Source organism: Geomesophilobacter sediminis (assembly GCF_016458275.1).
Classification (GTDB): Bacteria; Desulfobacterota; Desulfuromonadia; order Geobacterales; family Geobacteraceae; genus Geomesophilobacter; species Geomesophilobacter sediminis.
Genome location: NZ_JAEMHM010000014.1, coordinates 26,277 through 42,661, shown reverse-complemented (window position 1 = coordinate 42,661; position 16,385 = coordinate 26,277). Strand labels below are relative to the sequence as shown.

At 59.7% G+C, this 16,385-nt stretch carries 20 protein-coding genes and 1 pseudogene; all 21 read left to right on the top strand.

Annotated features, from left to right (window positions below; translation table 11 throughout):
• The first annotated feature begins 1 nt into the window (after position 1).
• Positions 2 to 1,108: an ATP-binding protein gene (locus JFN93_RS16935; protein ID WP_199385313.1), complete on the top strand. Its 1,107-nt coding sequence runs from the start codon at positions 2 to 4 to the stop codon at positions 1,106 to 1,108.
• A gap of 33 nt (positions 1,109 to 1,141) precedes the next feature.
• Positions 1,142 to 1,690: a MurR/RpiR family transcriptional regulator gene (locus JFN93_RS16930; RefSeq protein ID WP_199385312.1), complete on the top strand. Its 549-nt coding sequence runs from the start codon at positions 1,142 to 1,144 to the stop codon at positions 1,688 to 1,690.
• 87 nt (positions 1,691 to 1,777) lie between these two features.
• Positions 1,778 to 5,116: a DEAD/DEAH box helicase family protein gene (locus JFN93_RS16925; RefSeq protein ID WP_199385311.1), complete on the top strand. Its 3,339-nt coding sequence runs from the start codon at positions 1,778 to 1,780 to the stop codon at positions 5,114 to 5,116.
• Positions 5,117 to 5,206: 90 nt separating this feature from the next.
• Positions 5,207 to 5,368, top strand: a complete 162-nt coding sequence (locus JFN93_RS16920; protein WP_199385310.1) for a hypothetical protein — start codon at positions 5,207 to 5,209, stop codon at positions 5,366 to 5,368.
• A gap of 82 nt (positions 5,369 to 5,450) precedes the next feature.
• On the top strand, positions 5,451 to 6,416 hold the full coding sequence (locus tag JFN93_RS16915) for a PD-(D/E)XK nuclease family protein (RefSeq protein ID WP_199385309.1): 966 nt from the start codon (positions 5,451 to 5,453) through the stop codon (positions 6,414 to 6,416).
• A 295-nt stretch (positions 6,417 to 6,711) separates the two neighbouring features.
• Positions 6,712 to 6,915, top strand: a complete 204-nt coding sequence (locus tag JFN93_RS16910; RefSeq protein ID WP_199385308.1) for a hypothetical protein — start codon at positions 6,712 to 6,714, stop codon at positions 6,913 to 6,915.
• Entirely contained in the window at positions 6,912 to 7,349 is a 438-nt protein-coding gene (locus JFN93_RS16905; protein ID WP_199385307.1) for a hypothetical protein, read from the top strand. Before JFN93_RS16910 ends, JFN93_RS16905 begins: the two co-directional genes overlap by 4 nt.
• A 97-nt stretch (positions 7,350 to 7,446) precedes the next feature.
• A complete protein-coding gene (locus JFN93_RS16900) occupies positions 7,447 to 8,370 on the top strand; it encodes an AAA family ATPase (RefSeq protein ID WP_199385306.1) in 924 nt (307 codons plus the stop codon).
• Between the two features lie 11 nt (positions 8,371 to 8,381).
• Positions 8,382 to 8,765, top strand: coding sequence for a hypothetical protein (locus tag JFN93_RS16895; protein WP_199385305.1), 384 nt, complete (start codon positions 8,382 to 8,384; stop codon positions 8,763 to 8,765).
• A 72-nt stretch (positions 8,766 to 8,837) separates the two neighbouring features.
• A complete protein-coding gene (locus JFN93_RS16890) occupies positions 8,838 to 9,788 on the top strand; it encodes a DUF3150 domain-containing protein (RefSeq protein ID WP_199385304.1) in 951 nt (316 codons plus the stop codon).
• Between the two features lie 81 nt (positions 9,789 to 9,869).
• Entirely contained in the window at positions 9,870 to 11,561 is a 1,692-nt protein-coding gene (locus JFN93_RS16885) for a hypothetical protein (protein WP_199385303.1), read from the top strand.
• Between the two features lie 80 nt (positions 11,562 to 11,641).
• The gene (locus JFN93_RS16880; RefSeq protein ID WP_199385302.1) at positions 11,642 to 12,124 is read left to right on the top strand and encodes a hypothetical protein; all 483 of its coding nucleotides are present in this window, start codon (positions 11,642 to 11,644) and stop codon (positions 12,122 to 12,124) included.
• A 193-nt stretch (positions 12,125 to 12,317) separates the two neighbouring features.
• A pseudogene (locus JFN93_RS16875) lies at positions 12,318 to 12,689 on the top strand (JAB domain-containing protein); the annotation flags it as partial.
• Positions 12,690 to 12,762: 73 nt separating this feature from the next.
• Positions 12,763 to 13,206 (top strand): hypothetical protein, encoded by a 444-nt coding sequence (locus JFN93_RS16870; protein WP_199385300.1) that lies wholly within the window; start codon positions 12,763 to 12,765, stop codon positions 13,204 to 13,206.
• On the top strand, positions 13,206 to 13,433 hold the full coding sequence (locus JFN93_RS16865) for a hypothetical protein (protein WP_199385299.1): 228 nt from the start codon (positions 13,206 to 13,208) through the stop codon (positions 13,431 to 13,433). The genes JFN93_RS16870 and JFN93_RS16865 overlap by 1 nt, the downstream gene beginning before the upstream one ends.
• Positions 13,434 to 13,463: 30 nt before the next feature.
• Complete coding sequence (locus JFN93_RS16860) at positions 13,464 to 13,688, top strand: hypothetical protein (protein ID WP_199385298.1); 225 nt, start codon at positions 13,464 to 13,466, stop codon at positions 13,686 to 13,688.
• Positions 13,689 to 13,762: 74 nt separating this feature from the next.
• A complete protein-coding gene (locus JFN93_RS16855) occupies positions 13,763 to 14,437 on the top strand; it encodes a hypothetical protein (RefSeq protein ID WP_199385297.1) in 675 nt (224 codons plus the stop codon).
• A 1-nt stretch (position 14,438) separates the two neighbouring features.
• Positions 14,439 to 14,960 (top strand): hypothetical protein, encoded by a 522-nt coding sequence (locus JFN93_RS16850; RefSeq protein ID WP_199385296.1) that lies wholly within the window; start codon positions 14,439 to 14,441, stop codon positions 14,958 to 14,960.
• An 81-nt stretch (positions 14,961 to 15,041) separates the two neighbouring features.
• A complete protein-coding gene (locus JFN93_RS16845; protein ID WP_199385295.1) occupies positions 15,042 to 15,590 on the top strand; it encodes a hypothetical protein in 549 nt (182 codons plus the stop codon).
• A 21-nt stretch (positions 15,591 to 15,611) separates the two neighbouring features.
• Positions 15,612 to 16,007: a TSCPD domain-containing protein gene (locus tag JFN93_RS16840; protein WP_199385294.1), complete on the top strand. Its 396-nt coding sequence runs from the start codon at positions 15,612 to 15,614 to the stop codon at positions 16,005 to 16,007.
• A gap of 23 nt (positions 16,008 to 16,030) precedes the next feature.
• Entirely contained in the window at positions 16,031 to 16,303 is a 273-nt protein-coding gene (locus JFN93_RS16835) for a hypothetical protein (RefSeq protein WP_199385293.1), read from the top strand.
• Positions 16,304 to 16,385: the final 82 nt, after the last annotated feature.

Here is a 16,385-nt window from a genome sequence, read left to right as displayed (position 1 = left end):
CATGTTCCAGAAAGCAGTCAGAAAGAGAGCGAAAGCACGTATCGGCATCTGCGGCCCGGCGGGCTCCGGCAAAACCATGTCGGCCCTCAAGCTGGCATTCGGGATCGTCGGCCCCACCGGAAAAATCGCGGTACTCGATACGGAGAACGAAAGCGCTTCTCTCTACGCCCACTTGGGCGACTACCACGTCGCCGTCATCAAGCCCCCCTTCACCGTCGAGAAGTACATAAGCGGCATCAGAGAGGCGGAAAAACTGGGTTACGACCTCATCATCATCGACTCCCTCTCACATGCATGGGCAGGGACCGGCGGTATCCTGGAGTTCGTTGACTCGAGGACCGAATCGGCGAAGGGGAACAAGTTTGCCGGGTGGCGTGAAGCGACCCCCAAGCACAACTCCCTCGTCGATGCCATGCTGCAGTCGCAGATGCATGTCATCGCAACGATGCGCAGCAAGACCGAGTACGTCCTTGTCGATGACGAGAGAGGCAAGAAAGTCCCGAAAAAGGTCGGCATGGCGCCCATTCAAAGAGAAGGAATGGACTTTGAATTTACACTGGTCTTCGATGTTGACCAGGAACGGCACATCGCCACCACCAGCAAGGACCGGACAGAGATTTTCGATGGTTTCCACGGGAAGTTGACGGAGGAACACGGAAGCTCCATCCGCGCCTGGCTGGAATCGGGAGAGTCGGCGAAGAATCATGCCGGTACCACCCAGGAACAACAACCCTCGGGGCCGAAGTCTATCACGCAGGATCAGGTGATGGAACTGGAGACGAAAATCAGTGAAGTGGGAGCCGACCGGGACAAGTTCCTCGCCTATCTGGGAGTGAACAGACTCGAGGATATTCCCGCCGAACGGATGACCGCCGCACTCAAGGCCCTGGAAGCGAAAACGAAGAAGAGCGACGGGACACCGGGCACGGTTACCGACATCACGGCCATCCTGGCAGCACGCCGCATCCCCTTCAAACTGGACGAAACCAACAAAGAGGTCTACGCAACTCCGTCGTATCAGGATACCGCCTCCAAGGAGTTCCTGAAGACGAAAGGCTTCAAGTGGAGTTCCTCCTACAAGGCATGGGTCATCAAGATGGCGGCCTGACCGCGATCTGGACCCCATGAACGGGAGGAAACCATGCAACCCACCATTTCACTCATTGGCCAGCGTGCTTCGGCCACCATTTTCTGCAGCAACCTGATCCTGGAAGACGACAAACTCGTCGTTCTGCTGTCCGCCTACGGCCCCTCCCAAGAGGTCAGGGCCTTCGCCCAGATCCTCCACGACCGGGAGGCGCCCGTGTTGGAAATCACCGGCAGGAAAAGAGACCGCGTGGCAATGGGAGGTACCGTGAGCCTTATCGGCAAGATCGATAACGGCTACTCGGGGCTGTACATCCTTCCCAGTCGGCAGCGCCGCCTCATTGTCGGGAACAGCCGGGAGGAATGCTTCGGCATCTACTCCCGTATCCTGGATCAGCAGCAGTTTGTGCACCGGGACTGGTATCTCCCTCTGTTCGACATGGCAGAGGAACTGACACCGCTCATCGGCACCAAGAAATGCTACCGCCATATCGAGAACGTTCCCGATGAAGTGAGGAACCGGATCAGATACGGCGGGTTCGCCTTCCCCGAGCCTGCGTCTCGCATCTCGGTCGAGGTGAAACAGGAACAAACCCAGCAGTAGCACAATCTATCCCGGAAGGGGTAGGTGGCATGGTCACCTCCCCGCAAAGGGATAGCCATGCCGCCTCCCCTTTCACGAGGAGCGGACATGGAATTCACTGAAAAAATCAACAACCACTCCCGCACAAAGGGGAACGAGCTGGCGAAGGGATTCTATCCCACCTTCCCGCGCGACGTGGAGCTGGTCAGAAAGGTCGTCAGCATAAGTTTCGGCTGGGACCGGACGAGCGTCCACGAGAAGATGGTCACCATCTTCGACCCGTGCGCCGGCGAAGGGGCTTTCCTGTCGAGCATGGTCCGCCATGCGAAACAGGCCGCCACCGGATCAAGCGCCAAGAACACGGCCGTCGCCTCTTTCGCAGTGGAACTGGACGCGGAGCGCTTCAGGAAAATCCGCGGCACCGATCAGAAACTCAACACATCGTTCTTCGACACCACCAACACCGGGTCGTTCGACATCGTTCTCCTGAATCCGCCCTACAACAGGAACGGCGGAGAGCTCATCTCCTGGGTCGAAAAGGCCGCCCCCATGGTTTCCAAGCGGGGGGTCATGGTCCTGATCATCCCGGAATACGAGCTCAAGGGGAAAATGACCGAACTCCTGCGGGGAAGCTTCACCTACCGGTATGCATACAGATCGGAGGAATACGGGGCTTTCAGGCAGCTGGTCATATTCCTGCGGAAGAATGTCAGCAACGAAACGACCTCGTACCGGTCACCCTACTATCACAACTACGACAACCTGGACAACGCCGGGGAGGACCTGATCCTGACCCACGCCGAAAACCCGACCGTCACCATCGAGGTCGAGGCAGGCGGAGTCAAGACCAAGCCCATGCTCCAGTGCCGGGACCTTTCAGGGTTCTACCTGGAGTGCGAAGAGAGGCTGGACAAGGCGATAACGGTGATGCTGGACAAGGAGTATCCGGCCAGCTACGACACCAGCATTCAGCCCGTATCCACCCTCAGAACGGCCCATGCCGTCCAGCTTGCCGCCATGAACAGCCAGATCGAGAGCGTCGCCATAAACGGCGTCCACTACCTGGCCAAGTACATGCTCGTCGAAAAGCCGGAGACGTTCGAGGATTACGACGATAACGGCATCAAGACGACGACCGTCATCCACAAACCGACTGTAGAGACCTTCCTCATGGACAGGACGGGCGAGGTGAAAGCCGCCCGGGAACTCGGCTTCGACTACGTGGAGCTCAATTCCCAGCTGTCCACCATCCTCCTCAAGAAGCTCACCACCATCTACAAACCCCTTCACGAGATCGGCCGGGACGAGGAATATCTCGCGTCCGAACTGAAGGAGATCGGCCTGAAGGCCCCCCAGCGGGAGGCTGTAAAGGCGGTCATGAAGGCGTTTGCTTCAGGGAGGAAGGGGATCGGCATCCGGGCCAACACCGGAACGGGGAAAACCTGGATGTCGAAGGCGGTAAAGTATCTCGCCGGCGCCAAGAGATCGATCATGGTGACGGAACCGCAGCTCGTCCCCCAGATGGTGAAGGAGTACGAATACGAGGGCTTCGCTGTCCACGTGATCGACTCCTGGCAACGGCTGCGGGAACTCGCCCGCACCAAGCCGAAGGGTCTCTATCTCATCGCCTACACCCGTCTGCGCATGCACCCGGACTTCGTGCCCGTCACGAAGACCACCCGTGTGAAAACGAAAGAAGGGATCAAATATACCGACGCCTGCCTCAACTGCTCGGCCGAGGTGAAGAGGATCAGCAGGGGGAGCAAGGAACACTGCCCCGCCTGCGGCGACGTCCTCTACACTTACATACCCGAGAACAAACGGCCGCGCCTTCGCTACCGGCAGTGGATCGCCGACATCGAAAGGAACGGCGCGTCAACGGAGGTGAAATCACACAACAAACAGCTTCCCTACCTCCGCTTCCTCAAGCGGATACCCTTCGACCTCGCCATATTCGACGAGGCTCACAACGCGGCCAACCTGATGAGCAATCAGGGGACGGCGTTCATCCGCATGGCGGCTTCCGCAAGACGGGTTCTCTGTCTCACCGCGACTGTCACCAACGGTATGGCGAAGAGCCTCTACAACCTGCTCTGGGGGGTAAATCCGGTGCAGATGCGGGAGGCGGGATGGGACATGAAGTCCGCCACCGACTTCCAGGCGCGGTTCGGCGCCTACAAGGAGGTCAGGAAAAGCGACGAGAGAAACCGCCACCGTGATTCGGAAAAGGTGCAGACCTACGACACGGCGGGGATCTCGCCGGCTGCCCTGGTCTACACCCTGCCGAACTTCGTGAACGTGGACTCGGAGGATTTCGACGACCTACCCCCCGTCGAACGGGAAGTCATCAAATGCGCCCCTCATACGGAAGTGGAAGATTGCATGAGGACCATCGACAAGATCATCGACAATGCGGAACTACCGATCGAGGACAGAATACCGGTCGCAAGCGTAAGAACGGCGGCCTTCCTGCGGGTGTCCGACACCTTCAGGCATGCAGACGACGAAATCCGCCTGCGTGGCGAACTCCTCGGCACATTGTGGCGACGGCCGGTCGATGAACTGCTCGAAAAGGAAACAGAGCTCGTCAACATCGCCCGTCTGGTAGAGACATGGGGAGAACGGCTCCTGGTCTACACCGGGAACACGCAAAAGATCGACATGCGCGGGCCGCTCAGGCGGATCATCGCCGACAGCGTTCCCGGCTTGTCCATCGACGTTCTTCCCGACTCGGTAGCTCCCGAAAGACTGACGGCGTGGTTCGAAAAGACCACCGCCCAGGTCGTCATCGCCTCATACCACCGGGTAGCCACCGGACTCAACCTCAGTCAGTTCAACAACCTCTGCTGGTACGACTACTCCGACAACACCAGGTTGGCCGAACAGGGGGAAGGGAGAATCCGGCGCGTCAACACCGCCGACATACACCGCATGATCTACGGGGAAGTCCGTCCCTGCCGATACTGGTATCTCACCTCTTCGCCGATCCAGGAGGCCCAATTGGCGTACACATTGGAGAAGAGGATGATCGCCAAGCTGGCGGAAGGGGAAACACCGGACATCGACCCCGCGGAATGCACAAGCGGCAACCAGTCGTTTTCCGCACTCATCACCAAGGCGCTCAAGGAAGGGAACATCGACTACCAGGACCCTAGCGCCCTGCTCAAGAAGATGACCCGAACCGACAACGCCAGGGTGAGGGACGAAAACAAGATCACAACATCGCCTCCGGCAGCGGCCAAGGTCATACCCTTTCCGCAGCCGGAACCACCGACGCCGCCCGCTCCGGAAACCGTCCCGGTCATCGTCTTCGAAGGCGGCTGGGAGGTCGAAAGGCAGATCCCGGCTGAGAAGTACCGCGAGTACCTGGAAGAAGGGATGCTGGAAGTGACCCTCTTCGGCACGTACCTCGTGACCGGGAAGTGCGCAAGGCGCGGCCGAGCGTAAAACGCCAACCATCAACCACCCCTCGGGGAGATTCCGTCTCCCTCCGGGGATACGTGTCTCCTCCTGGGACAACCCGAAAGGAGACACGAAATGAGATCCAACACAGTAGCCATCAGATGCGCCAACGGCAGAACCATCTACATGAAGGCGGAGAAGTCCGCTGTCGAGATTTCCTGCAAGAACATCATCGCCGGAATCATGGTAGGGACAACCCTCCTCGCGTCGGCGGTCATCGCCTACGCCTGCATGTAAACCATCACAAACCCCGATCAGGGAGACGGACTCCCTCTCGGGGGCGTTCCGTCTCCCCGGGCATGAAAAGGAGACAGAACCGATGGCACGCCTCGACGATTTTCTGAAAAAGGCAATACCCGCACATCAGCAAAAGATGTCAGCACATCTTGGTGACCGCACCAGGTATGCCGGGGCCTCCGACATAGCCGGATGCCCCCGCAAGGCGGTACTTGGCAAGCTTCAGCCGGTCGCCCATTCCATCAAGCAGCAACTCGTCTTCGCAAGGGGGCACGCGGCGCAGGCCATGTTCAGGGAGTTCTTCCTGTCGGGCGGCGCCACCTTCCAGGAAGAGGTCGAGATCTGCCACCCATCCTATGACATCGTCTGTCATATCGATTTCCTCTTTCGGGGGAAAAACCGCTTCCATGTGGTCGAGATGAAGTCCACGGGCGGCATTCCCGAGGAACCTTACGGCAGCTGGGTCGACCAGCTGCACGTACAGATGGGCCTTCTCAGAATCAGGGAAGGCGAGAAAGCGGAGATCGGCGGCTCGATCCTGGCGGTGGACCTGAACAAGGGGGAATACCGGGAGTTCAACTCCTACGCTCCCCACCCGGAGGTCTTCACCCCCCTGATCGAGAGGGGCAGTCACATCCTCTCCGCCATGCGCGGCGAGTGCGAACCGAACACCATACCGAGCATTCTGTGCGGCCACTGTTCGTACCGGACAGGGTGCCCGGCCCACTGGGACCAGGAGATCCCCCAGGAGGTCACAGACCGTGTCGCCGACTACGAGAGTCTCGACCGGCAGAAAAAAGCCCTCGAAAAGAGAATGGACCCGCTGAAGAAAGAGCTGATCTCCTTCTTCGGAGAGCGGTTCCAGGGGATCACCGACACAGGGATCGCCGTGGCGACCACAACCGTCGCTCCGGGCGAGACCGTCGACTCCACCAGACTGAAGAAAGACTTCCCCGACGTGTACCGGGCCTGCAGCAAGCCGAAAGCGGGCTACACGAAGCTGGAAGTCAGACAGTTGCCACCAGCGCCGCTCGCCAAGGCGGCCTGAGACCAAACCCCATCCGGGGGCGAATCACGCGCCCCCCCAGGGTCACTCCTTTTCACGGGAGGCGCGTATCCGCACTGAAAAGGAGCAGTCATGAAACCACGAACGGGCGTCCTGCCCAAAGATTACAAACATCTCTTCCGGTCGAAGATGAACAGCGAGGACCTCAAAGAGCTCCTGTGGACCATCCTGGCGGCAGTCGTCATGGTGATCTCGGTCAGCTTCTGTTTTCTCGCTGCCTCCGCCGCTCCAGAGCCCGAGGCTCAAGAAGCGGTCATCCTGAAAGGAGGTCACGGGCATGCCGACTCTTACCCTGTCGCTGCACGGCGCCAATCGAATCCTTGAGCGGTCGGTACCGCTCGAGGCACTGGAAGGCGTCAAGCTCGCCGTCCCGCTTCTCACGGATAAACCCCTGCGCTTTCGCTACAAGGGGGTCACGGTGATAGCGAGGATGGCGTCGGGATGCCCGAAGATCATTTCCGCCTGGAAGGAGGCCATATGAAGGACCTATGTGATTGCGGCGCGATCACCGCGCTGAGAGAACTGCACAAGACGTACGGCAAGCTCCACGACATCCTGTCCGATTGCATCGAAGGGGGCAGACTGTCCGCGGCGGCCTTGCCTGACGACTATGCCGCCATCGTGGAGCAGATCACCCGCTGTGTCGCGATAGACCATGCGATATCGGCGGTGTTCAGACTCTACGAAGAAGAGCTCGGGGAGGGAAAGGTATTCCTGTTTTCCATCGACCCGGCGCTGTTCAAGAGACAGCGGGCACTGCTTTCCCGCCTCCTCGAAGAGGAGAAACCGCACCCTTCCACCGACCTGGAACCTCTGGAAGGAATCCGGAACCTCCTCGACGCCATCGCCGACCAGGCACACGACTGGTACGGCATGGACACGCTTTTTCTGGAGGAGGGGGATCGTGAACCCTGAAGCATAGGACTCTCACCTGAACGTATTTCAAACCCCATGGGGGCGGATCATCTCCTCCAAAGGGGGATGGTCCGCCTCCGAAAGGAGACAGACCATAATGAAAAAATCCATCACGGAAGTATTCGGCATCCAGGCTCCCGCCACGATCACCGTCGATGTGCGCGACAATGCGATACACGCGATGATCCCCCGCTCCAATCCGGACTACGTGTTCCGGAGAGAAATCCTGTCGGACATTCTGGCATGGATGAAAGGAGCGGCGGGGACCGATCCCCTCTATCTCGTAGGTCCTACCGGTTCCGGCAAGAGTTCCATCATCACCCAGATCGCCGCACGGCTCGGCATTCCTCTCTACGTGGTCTCGTGCCACGAGCGGATGGAGATCCCCGAGCTCTTCGGTCGCTTCGTCGTCAGAAGCGGCGAGATGGAATGGGTGGACGGCCCCTTCATCCAGGGGCTCAAGGACCCGGCGTCGGCATGGATACTCCTTGACGAGGCGGATACTCTCGACCCGGGCACCTTCGTCGGGCTGAACGCCCTTCTCGAAGGTCGCTCCATTATCGTTCCCGAAACCGGGGAGACCATCGACCCGCTCCGTTTCGGCGCCCGGATCATCTACGCCGGGAACACCGCCGGCAACGGCGACACGACCGGTCTCTACCAGTCGACCAAACGCCAGAATCTCGCCTCCATGGGGAGGTTCATGATGCTGGAGGTCGGCTACGCGAATGCCGCGGAGGAGGATCAGGCTCTGGGGAAGGCTGTCCCGGAGGTTCCTTCCCCGATCCGGCAAAAAATGATCGAAGTGGCCAACAAGGTGCGCGATCTCTTCCGAAACGGCGAGATCGAGGTCACCTTCTGCACCCGTACCCTCATCCGGTGGGCGCAGCTGGCCACGTTCTTCAAGGCGAAGCCGGGAATAAACCCCATGACCTACGCCCTTGACCGGGCGCTCGGCTTCCGGGCCGAACCCGCCTCCCGCCAGGCTCTCCATGAACTGGTGCAGCGGATCATCGCGTAGGAGGTGGGGTCATGTTCGTTCCCGGCAACACCCAATATGGCATCTGGATGAGGGCACCCTCCTCCAGCGGCAGAAAGGACTGGATCGGGTTCCTCACCGACAGGGAAGTGATAAGTCAATGGGGAAAGACCGGCCAGGTGAACCAGTGCAAGGTCATCGGACCGGCGCCCTCCCGGATTTTTCTCAACCAGAAGATCGAGGAGAAGAGGGGAAAGGGTTACCGTGTCGTCGGGGAATGGTTTCCCGGCAGCGGATGGTCGCACGAACGAAAGGCCCAACCGCCACCACAACCGAACCCACCATCGCAAAACAGGCCGGCTGCCGCAACCCCGCCGCTGAACGGAAACGTCATGCGGGAGTGGCTGTCCGACCAGAACAGCGAACAATGGTTCTGACCCAACCCGGGGGAGATGCTATCACCCCCGCGGGGGGTGGCGTCTCCTCCCCAACCATCGAGGAGAGACGCAATGAGCCAAGACCACATACTCAAGAACATTTCCATCATCGTCCTGTCCGTTTCCCTCTGGACCGGAACGAAGAAACTCCGGCCGGAGGATCTGAAACTGGCGGACGGCAGCGAACTCCCACCCGACAAGCTCGCCACTCTCGGGAGCAAGAGGGTCATGGACCCAAGCGCCCTGGCTCCCTTCGCAACGTTCAAGCGGAGGGCCGAGCGGGCTGTACTCGGGGTCGGAACCCGTTTCCTCGGGGGTTACGCAGTCCCCATGGAGAGGCTGAAAACCCTCATGGGCGATCTGGCGGAGATCGGCAGGGAGTTCGACGAAGCCAAGGAGACCTTCCTGGCCGAATACGACACGGCGGTCGAAGAGTGGATCGCCGAAAACCCCGGCTGGGAGAGCGTGATCCGCAACGCGGTGGAGGACATAGGCTACGTGCGAACGCAGCTGTCCTTCTCCGTGCAGACCTTCACCATCAACCCGGTGGAAGGGCATGAAAACGGCCTCGCGGAGGAGTTGAACGGCCTGGCCGACCAGCTCCGCCACGAAGTCCGGCAGCAGGCCCTGGCGACCTGGGACAGCTCATTCCGGGGCAAGCTGGAGGTCGGGCAGAAAGCGGTGCGGCCGATCAGGGCGATGCTCGACAAGATCGAAGGACTGGTCTTTCTCGAACCCGGCCTGAACGAGCTGGTCACCGGCATAAGGCTGACCCTGACCGGTTTGCCGAAAACCGGACCGATCAAAGGGAGGGATTTCGCCGCCCTGTGCGGTGCGATCCACCTCCTCGGGAACATCCCGGAGGCCCGCGAGATCGCCGAGAATCCCCTTGTCGAGGAAGAACCGGCAGAGGAACTTCCGGCGGAAGAAGCGGAACCGACGGAAGAAGCCCGGGAGATCGAGGTCGTCCCGTTCACACCTTATGTGCCTCAGTTCGAGGAGGCGCCATCCGAATGGTTCTAGTCCTGTAAAGGACGATCCCGACCCTGCCGGGGAGTCATCAACCGACGCTCCCCGCAGGGGGGAGCGTCATCAGGAGAAACCATGGCACCGAAAATATCCACCGTCATCGGGGGGCTGCGGATTGCACTGCAGGCCCTCGCCTCGAAGATGGGCGTGACCCTCCACATAGAGGGGGACCAGGCCTACACCAACGGAAACATCATCGTCATCCCCACCCTTCCCGCAGATGACCATGAGGCGGCGATACTCGCCCGTGGCTACGTCGATCATGAAGCGGCCCATGTAGCGCTCACGGACTTTTCCATCGAGATGCCGCCTTGGACCAACATCATCGAGGACGTGCGGATCGAAAAGGAACAAGGGGAGATATATCCCGGCTGCGCCGCCAACCTGAAGACCCTGGCGGCGCTCCTGGCAAGAAAAGGCAGGTTTCGCGGGACTCGCGCGCAGCCGCTCTCGATGCTGATGTCGTGGGCGTGCTGTCGTGCCAGGACCGACGTGCTCGGCCAACCCCTCGGCAAGATCGCGAAGAAGGCGGAAGATTTCTGCCGGAAAGCCTTAGGTAACCCCTTCTGCGATCTCTTCGCGGCCCTCGTTGACAGAATCGGTTCGTGCAGATCGACGGCCGACAGCGACAGGCTCGCGAAGGAAATCGAGGCCCTCATCAACAACCCGCCCGACCCTCCTCCTACGGCACCGCCCCGACAGGGCAACCGGCAGAAAGATGAAAAGGACGATGGAGGGAAATCGACACAGAGCGGCAACGGTCCTTCCGCCACCAAGAGCGATGCTCCCGAGTCCGACGAGGACAAGGGCGCGGCCGGCGGAAGCGACCCGCTCTCCGACCGGCAGAAAAACAACCTGAAGAAGCTGAAGGGGGCGGACGCCGCCGAAGCTTCCCAGGGGGTCGATCTGGGGCAGATGGTTTCCGCGATGCTTGGCAGAGAACATGAGGAGGCCGCCCGCAACGGAACACTCGAAGATATCCCCGACACCTCGCATTTCAATGTCGGGGCTGGAAGTGGCCCCGGAGACCAGAAGATGGTCGAAGGGGACATGGGTCTCGACGAAGCCCGTCGCAAGACGAGCAGGTTGAGGGCCCAGCTTGCGGGACTCCTGCAAGCCGTCCGCATGAAACAAGCATATCCGAAACGTGTCGGGTTCCGGATCGACGGCCGGTCGGTCCATCTCATCGGCTGCTGGACACCTGACACCCGCGTATTCGCATCCCGGCGTATCAAGGACGATGACAACACCGCCATCGTCCTGCTCACCGACCGTTCGGGTTCGATGAAAGACAACAACAAGATCAGAGTGGCGCTGCAGGGCGCATTCGTCACCGCGGAGGCGCTGGAACTCCTCCCGGGAGTGACCTGCGCCGTGGGAGCCTTCCCCTGGGGCAGAGACATCGTGCAGCTGAAGGCTTTCGGTGCGAAACCGAGAGCCGGACGCTTCAATGTCGGCGCCAGCGGCGGCACCCCCATGGCGGAGGCCCTGCTGTGGTCCGGTATGCTTCTCACCCACCGTCAGGAAACCCGGAAGATCGTCATCGCGATGACGGACGGGGCTCCGGACGATTACGAGAAGACCGAAAGAGCGGTGGTGCGGCTGAGAGCCTGTGGGATCGAGGTGTACGGAATCGGCATCCTCGACTCCTGGATAGAAAGCTGGCTCAAGGAAACGTCATCAGTCATCAGGCAGATCGACGATCTGCCCGCCGCGCTGATCGGACTCCTCAAGGAGGCGCTTATCACCAGACGCAAGGCCGCCTGACCTCCACAAAGGAGGCCCCGCCCCTACCGGGAGTTCGAACCGACACTCCCGTATGGGAGGAGTGTCTTCAGGAGGCAACCGTGAAAAAGAACAGAGTGACAATCAATCCGGACTACTTCGGCCCCGGCAACGGCCTATACGTCATCCATTTCGAGGAAGGATGCACCACCCTCGGCTTCGACCGGGTGATGGAACTGGGGAACCTGCTTGCAGCAGAGCTGGACCGCTGGGACCTGACTCCCTTACCGGTCGAACGGGGCACGATGAAGGCCTACAAGAAGTACCGGCTGCTGACGGATCTAGTCCATCAGAAACACAGGCAGACCGGGTACCGCTCCCGGGCGGAACTCACCCCTCAGCTCATCGGCCTGGAAGGGAAGAGGGTCGAGGTAGTGGACCGGTACGGCGAGAAGCGGCGCTTCTGGGTCGGCAAATCCACCGGCTGGATACCGTGCCATCTGGAGATCTCGACCAAGAGATCGGACGGGGGCCCGGCAGTCATGGGCGCACCGTTCCAGTCGGTCAGGATAGTCTGTAGCGATCGGCAAACGTCATATCGATAAACCAAACACCCTTCGGGGGGCTCAAGTCCCCCATGGGGACGTCCGCCCTCCGGAAAGGAGCCAGCGCATGTCCCCCTATCCAAGAAATCTCTTCGGAGAGGAACTTCCCCCGGAGAAAAAGAAAATAACGATCCTGTCGATCGAGGCCAAGTACCGAAAAGAGGTGGTGCGTGAAGACGCCCCGGCGTGGGTTTCCAAACGCTTCACGTCGGCGAGCCAGGTCTTCGAGATGTTCCATGACCTTCGGCTGGAGGCTAAGGAGCATTTCATAGCGTTGCACCTGGACGGCAAGAACCGGATCGCCTGTCTCGACAGGGTCTCGGTCGGCTCCCTGAACCAGAGCATCGTGCATCCACGGGAGGTCTTCAAGACCGCTCTCCTGTCGAGCGCCGCAGCGATTCTTCTCCTCCACAACCATCCCACCGGTGATACGACCCCCTCCCGCGAGGACTTGGAGATCACCCGGCGCATAACAGAGGCGGGCGACCTCCTCGGCATCAAGGTGCTCGATCACATCATCATCGGCGAAAGCTATCTGAGCTTCGCCGAGCAAGGCCTTATCTGACAACCCGGCAGGGGGAAGAGCTCCCTGCGGGGGTTCTTGTCCCCTGTCCGAACAGACCCGAGAGGAGACAAGAATGAAAAAGGAAGAAACCGGCAACGACACATCGACAACGAAAAAACTCATCCTGTCCGTATCCGACAGCAGCGATTTCTTCGAGGCTGCGGATTACGCGGTAATCGAACTTACCGCCGACATGATCGCGCGGATCAGGAAGCTCTCCGAAGCCGTCTGCAACCTGGGCGTCTACAGGGTTTCCGAGTTCGACTATTCCTGCGCCTTCATGAACACCGACTACGACCAGTGGGAAAGCGGCAAGGTGCCGCTGAAGGAATACCAGGGTAGGACCGAGTGCAACCTCCTCAACGTCACCGACACCAGCTTCTACTGGTCCGGGCTGTACAGGCACACTGACATCCGATGGTCAACCGGCACGGTATACCTCTCAGACCTTGACAGTGGCGACGATTATGACGAGCGGGAAGAGTATCCAGTAAACGAAGAACAGGAGGCCGTCTGATGGTCGATCTTAGTGGATACCGGATCGAGAGGACGGATGAGCCGGGGATTCTGGGCTACGCCTACCGTATTTACGGGCCGCGTGACACGGAACTCGCGCTCATCAGAAACAAGGTCAATCCCCATCGGATGTTCGTCGTCAATACCAAAACCATGAACCCGAACGCCAGGATCAAGGGGTACGGGTGGTGGACTGACAAGGACGGCGAACTGCGGCCGCTGCGCTGAGAGAAGACAATACCCTTGAGAGGAGTCCTTATGAGACATCCCCACTACGACTACACCCTTGACGAAGCCCTGGCTTTGGCCAGGTCGATAAAGTACGGGCCGCTGCCGTTGCCTTCCGATCCGACTCCGGGGATTCCGGAGGCTATCGAGATCGTCGGGAAGTCGCTCAGAACGTGCGGCTTCAACTGGATCACCGGCCGCGTCGCACTTGAACTTTTGAGAAAGGCCAATAGCGAAGAGGTCGCCTGGTCCTGATCATCACCCCCAACCGGGGAGACAATCCCCGGAAAGGGCTCTGTCTCCCCATTTCAAACCACAAGGAGACAGCCATGGCTGACTACATTTCCCAGGGGGGGTTCCAGCCCTCGATACCCAAACATCTGATAACCGAAGAAGACATGAAGATTCTCGATGCCTTCGGACTCACCATCACACCGGACGGAGAAGACAAGCTGTACCTCTTCGCCGATGACTGGTGCACCCACGGCATCCTTGCCGCGGAAGATCCGAAGGATGACATCGAACTTGAAGAGGAGGCTCTCTATTCCTGCCTCCAGGGGATCATCCGCCGCTCCAATGGCGAACTCCCCTGGATATCGAAGGAGACGGCTTACACCTGCACCAGGAACCTGCCGGACGGATTCGGCGGCAGCGCGGTATTCGTGACCGCCGATGACGTGCAGTATTTCGGCACCGGTTCATGGCTGGGACAGAGAATCCATGAAGCGGAAAACGCGGACAAGGGACCGAAGCCTCCCACCATCTGCGTCGTCCTGGATGGTGGAGCTGTTCAGAAGGTCGTTACCGACCTCCCCGCACAGTTTCCTGCATCCATGGACGTAGTGGTCATCGACACCGACGTGGAAGGTTTCGACGAACAAAGCCTCCTCAAGATCCCGCACAACGGCGAGATCGAACATGCCGTGGGTCATATCGTGAAGCTGTCGAACTCCGACTATGACCTAGCAGCAGTTGTCCATCAGATCAAGAAGAGGGGGTGGTGACATGGCCCACCGGAAACAGATGACAGATGAACCTACCAACGAGGAACGTGCCGAGCGGATCGACACAGTGATGCAGGCCTACTGCCTGACTCTCGATGGCAGGGATTTCGAGGGCGACGGAGATGACGTCAGGGACCTGCTCACGGACCTGATGCACTTCTGCGAGCGGATGGAAATCGACTTCGATGAAAACCTCCGTGTCGCTCGAGACAATTACGAACATGAAAGGGAGGCGCAAACGGGCATCCCCAATAATCTCGGCTGTCCGGAGTGCGGCTGCATTCTCGAAGTCTCTCGGACCGACACCCTGCTGGGGATCGACCGGGTGATCTTCGAATGCCAGAACTGCGATGGAACGTTCATCCGGGAACTGACGGTTGCGGACAGCCCCGTCGAGAAAGCCGTCAAATGCGTCGGTTGCGGCAACCTGATCGTAAGAAGCACCGCGCGCATTTTCTACCAGAGCGACGATTTCGCCCATTACATCGGCGAATGCTGCTGGGACGAGCGGCTGAGAGATTGACCGACAATGCCACCCCGACAGGGGGCGGAACTTTCCCCCCTGGGGGAGTTCTGCCCCCTCACACAGAAAAGGAGACAGAACATGGCAAGAAACCTTCTGCTGGAATTGATAGAGAACTTTCCCCAGGCCGATCCCGCAAGCGAGTTCCATGGCGAGGAGATCAACGGCTGCGAAGCCGTCAATTTCATCTCCGAGTTCATCCTGGATGTCAGGGAATACCTCGATTGCGAGGAAAACCGTGAGAGCGAAGCGCTCGCGGTTCTAAAGGCATGCTGGGACTTCATTGAGAACGTGACCGACGAGGACCCGGAGCGGACCGACAAGTTTTTCACCCTGCGCGAGCGGGTGCGAAACTGCCTGTCGGATCGGCGGCATGAATCACCGACCGTAGCCGTCATCCTCGAAGGGGGCCTGGTGCAGTGCATCGTTTCCAACCGTCCGAATGACATCCAGCCGATGAACCTCATGGTCCTCGACTATGACACGGAAGGAGCGGACGAGGAGGAGCTGCTGCAGGTGCCCCAAAAGGACGGCTCCATCTCGACGGCGACCGGCCGTTACGTGGGTTTCGACCACGCGGAGATCGGCCTTGCTGCCGTCATGGATCAGCTGGATGCGAGAGGATGGTAGGTCAAGGAAAAGGAGGATGGTATGAGTCCCAAAACACCACGTCCGGCCGCCGCGCCGGGATACACAATTCAACGTCGGTCGCATTGCGGCAAGATTTTCGTGACTGTGACGACAATGGAAGGGAAACCGTTCGAGGTGTTCATCCGCTTCGGAAAGGCCGGCGGTTGCGGTTCGGCAATGGCCGACGGCATCGCTCGGCTTGTCTCCTACGGACTTCGCTCCGGACTGGAGGCCCATGACGCTGTCAAGGCCCTGGCCGGGATATCCTGCCACCAGGGGCCTAAGACCTGCCTCAACGAGGTGGCGTCAGCGATCAGGCTGGTGTTGCGGCACCTGGAAACAGGCGCCGATCTGAACGGCATTATCGAGGATGAGGAGTTTGCTGAAGCGAACGGCTTGGAGGTTGTCCCCACATGAAAACATCACAGAGGAGCATGGGTATGAAAGAGACGCGTCTGATTCTTATGGTACTGGCGACGGTCCTTGGCGGCTGCAGCCACAGCCAGTGGGCCAGTGTCGAGCTTGCTACCAAGGGGGCTTCCTGGTTGAACCCCGTCGCTACGGTGGTCCACATGACCGCCAGCGCCGGCAGGGCACTGACCGATCCTCAAGAGGAGCTGCGGGAAAAGGTGCAGCAACACGAAGAGGAGCAGAAAAAGGAACCACCCCCGGAAAAGTCGCGAACGGGTCCGCCTGAGACCGTGACGAAGTAGCCGGTTGGAAGGTGGCATAGTCCACCCTTCAGATAAGGGGAGCGGTGCTTCATGCACCCTCCCCAATCCTCTCCTCGGCCCA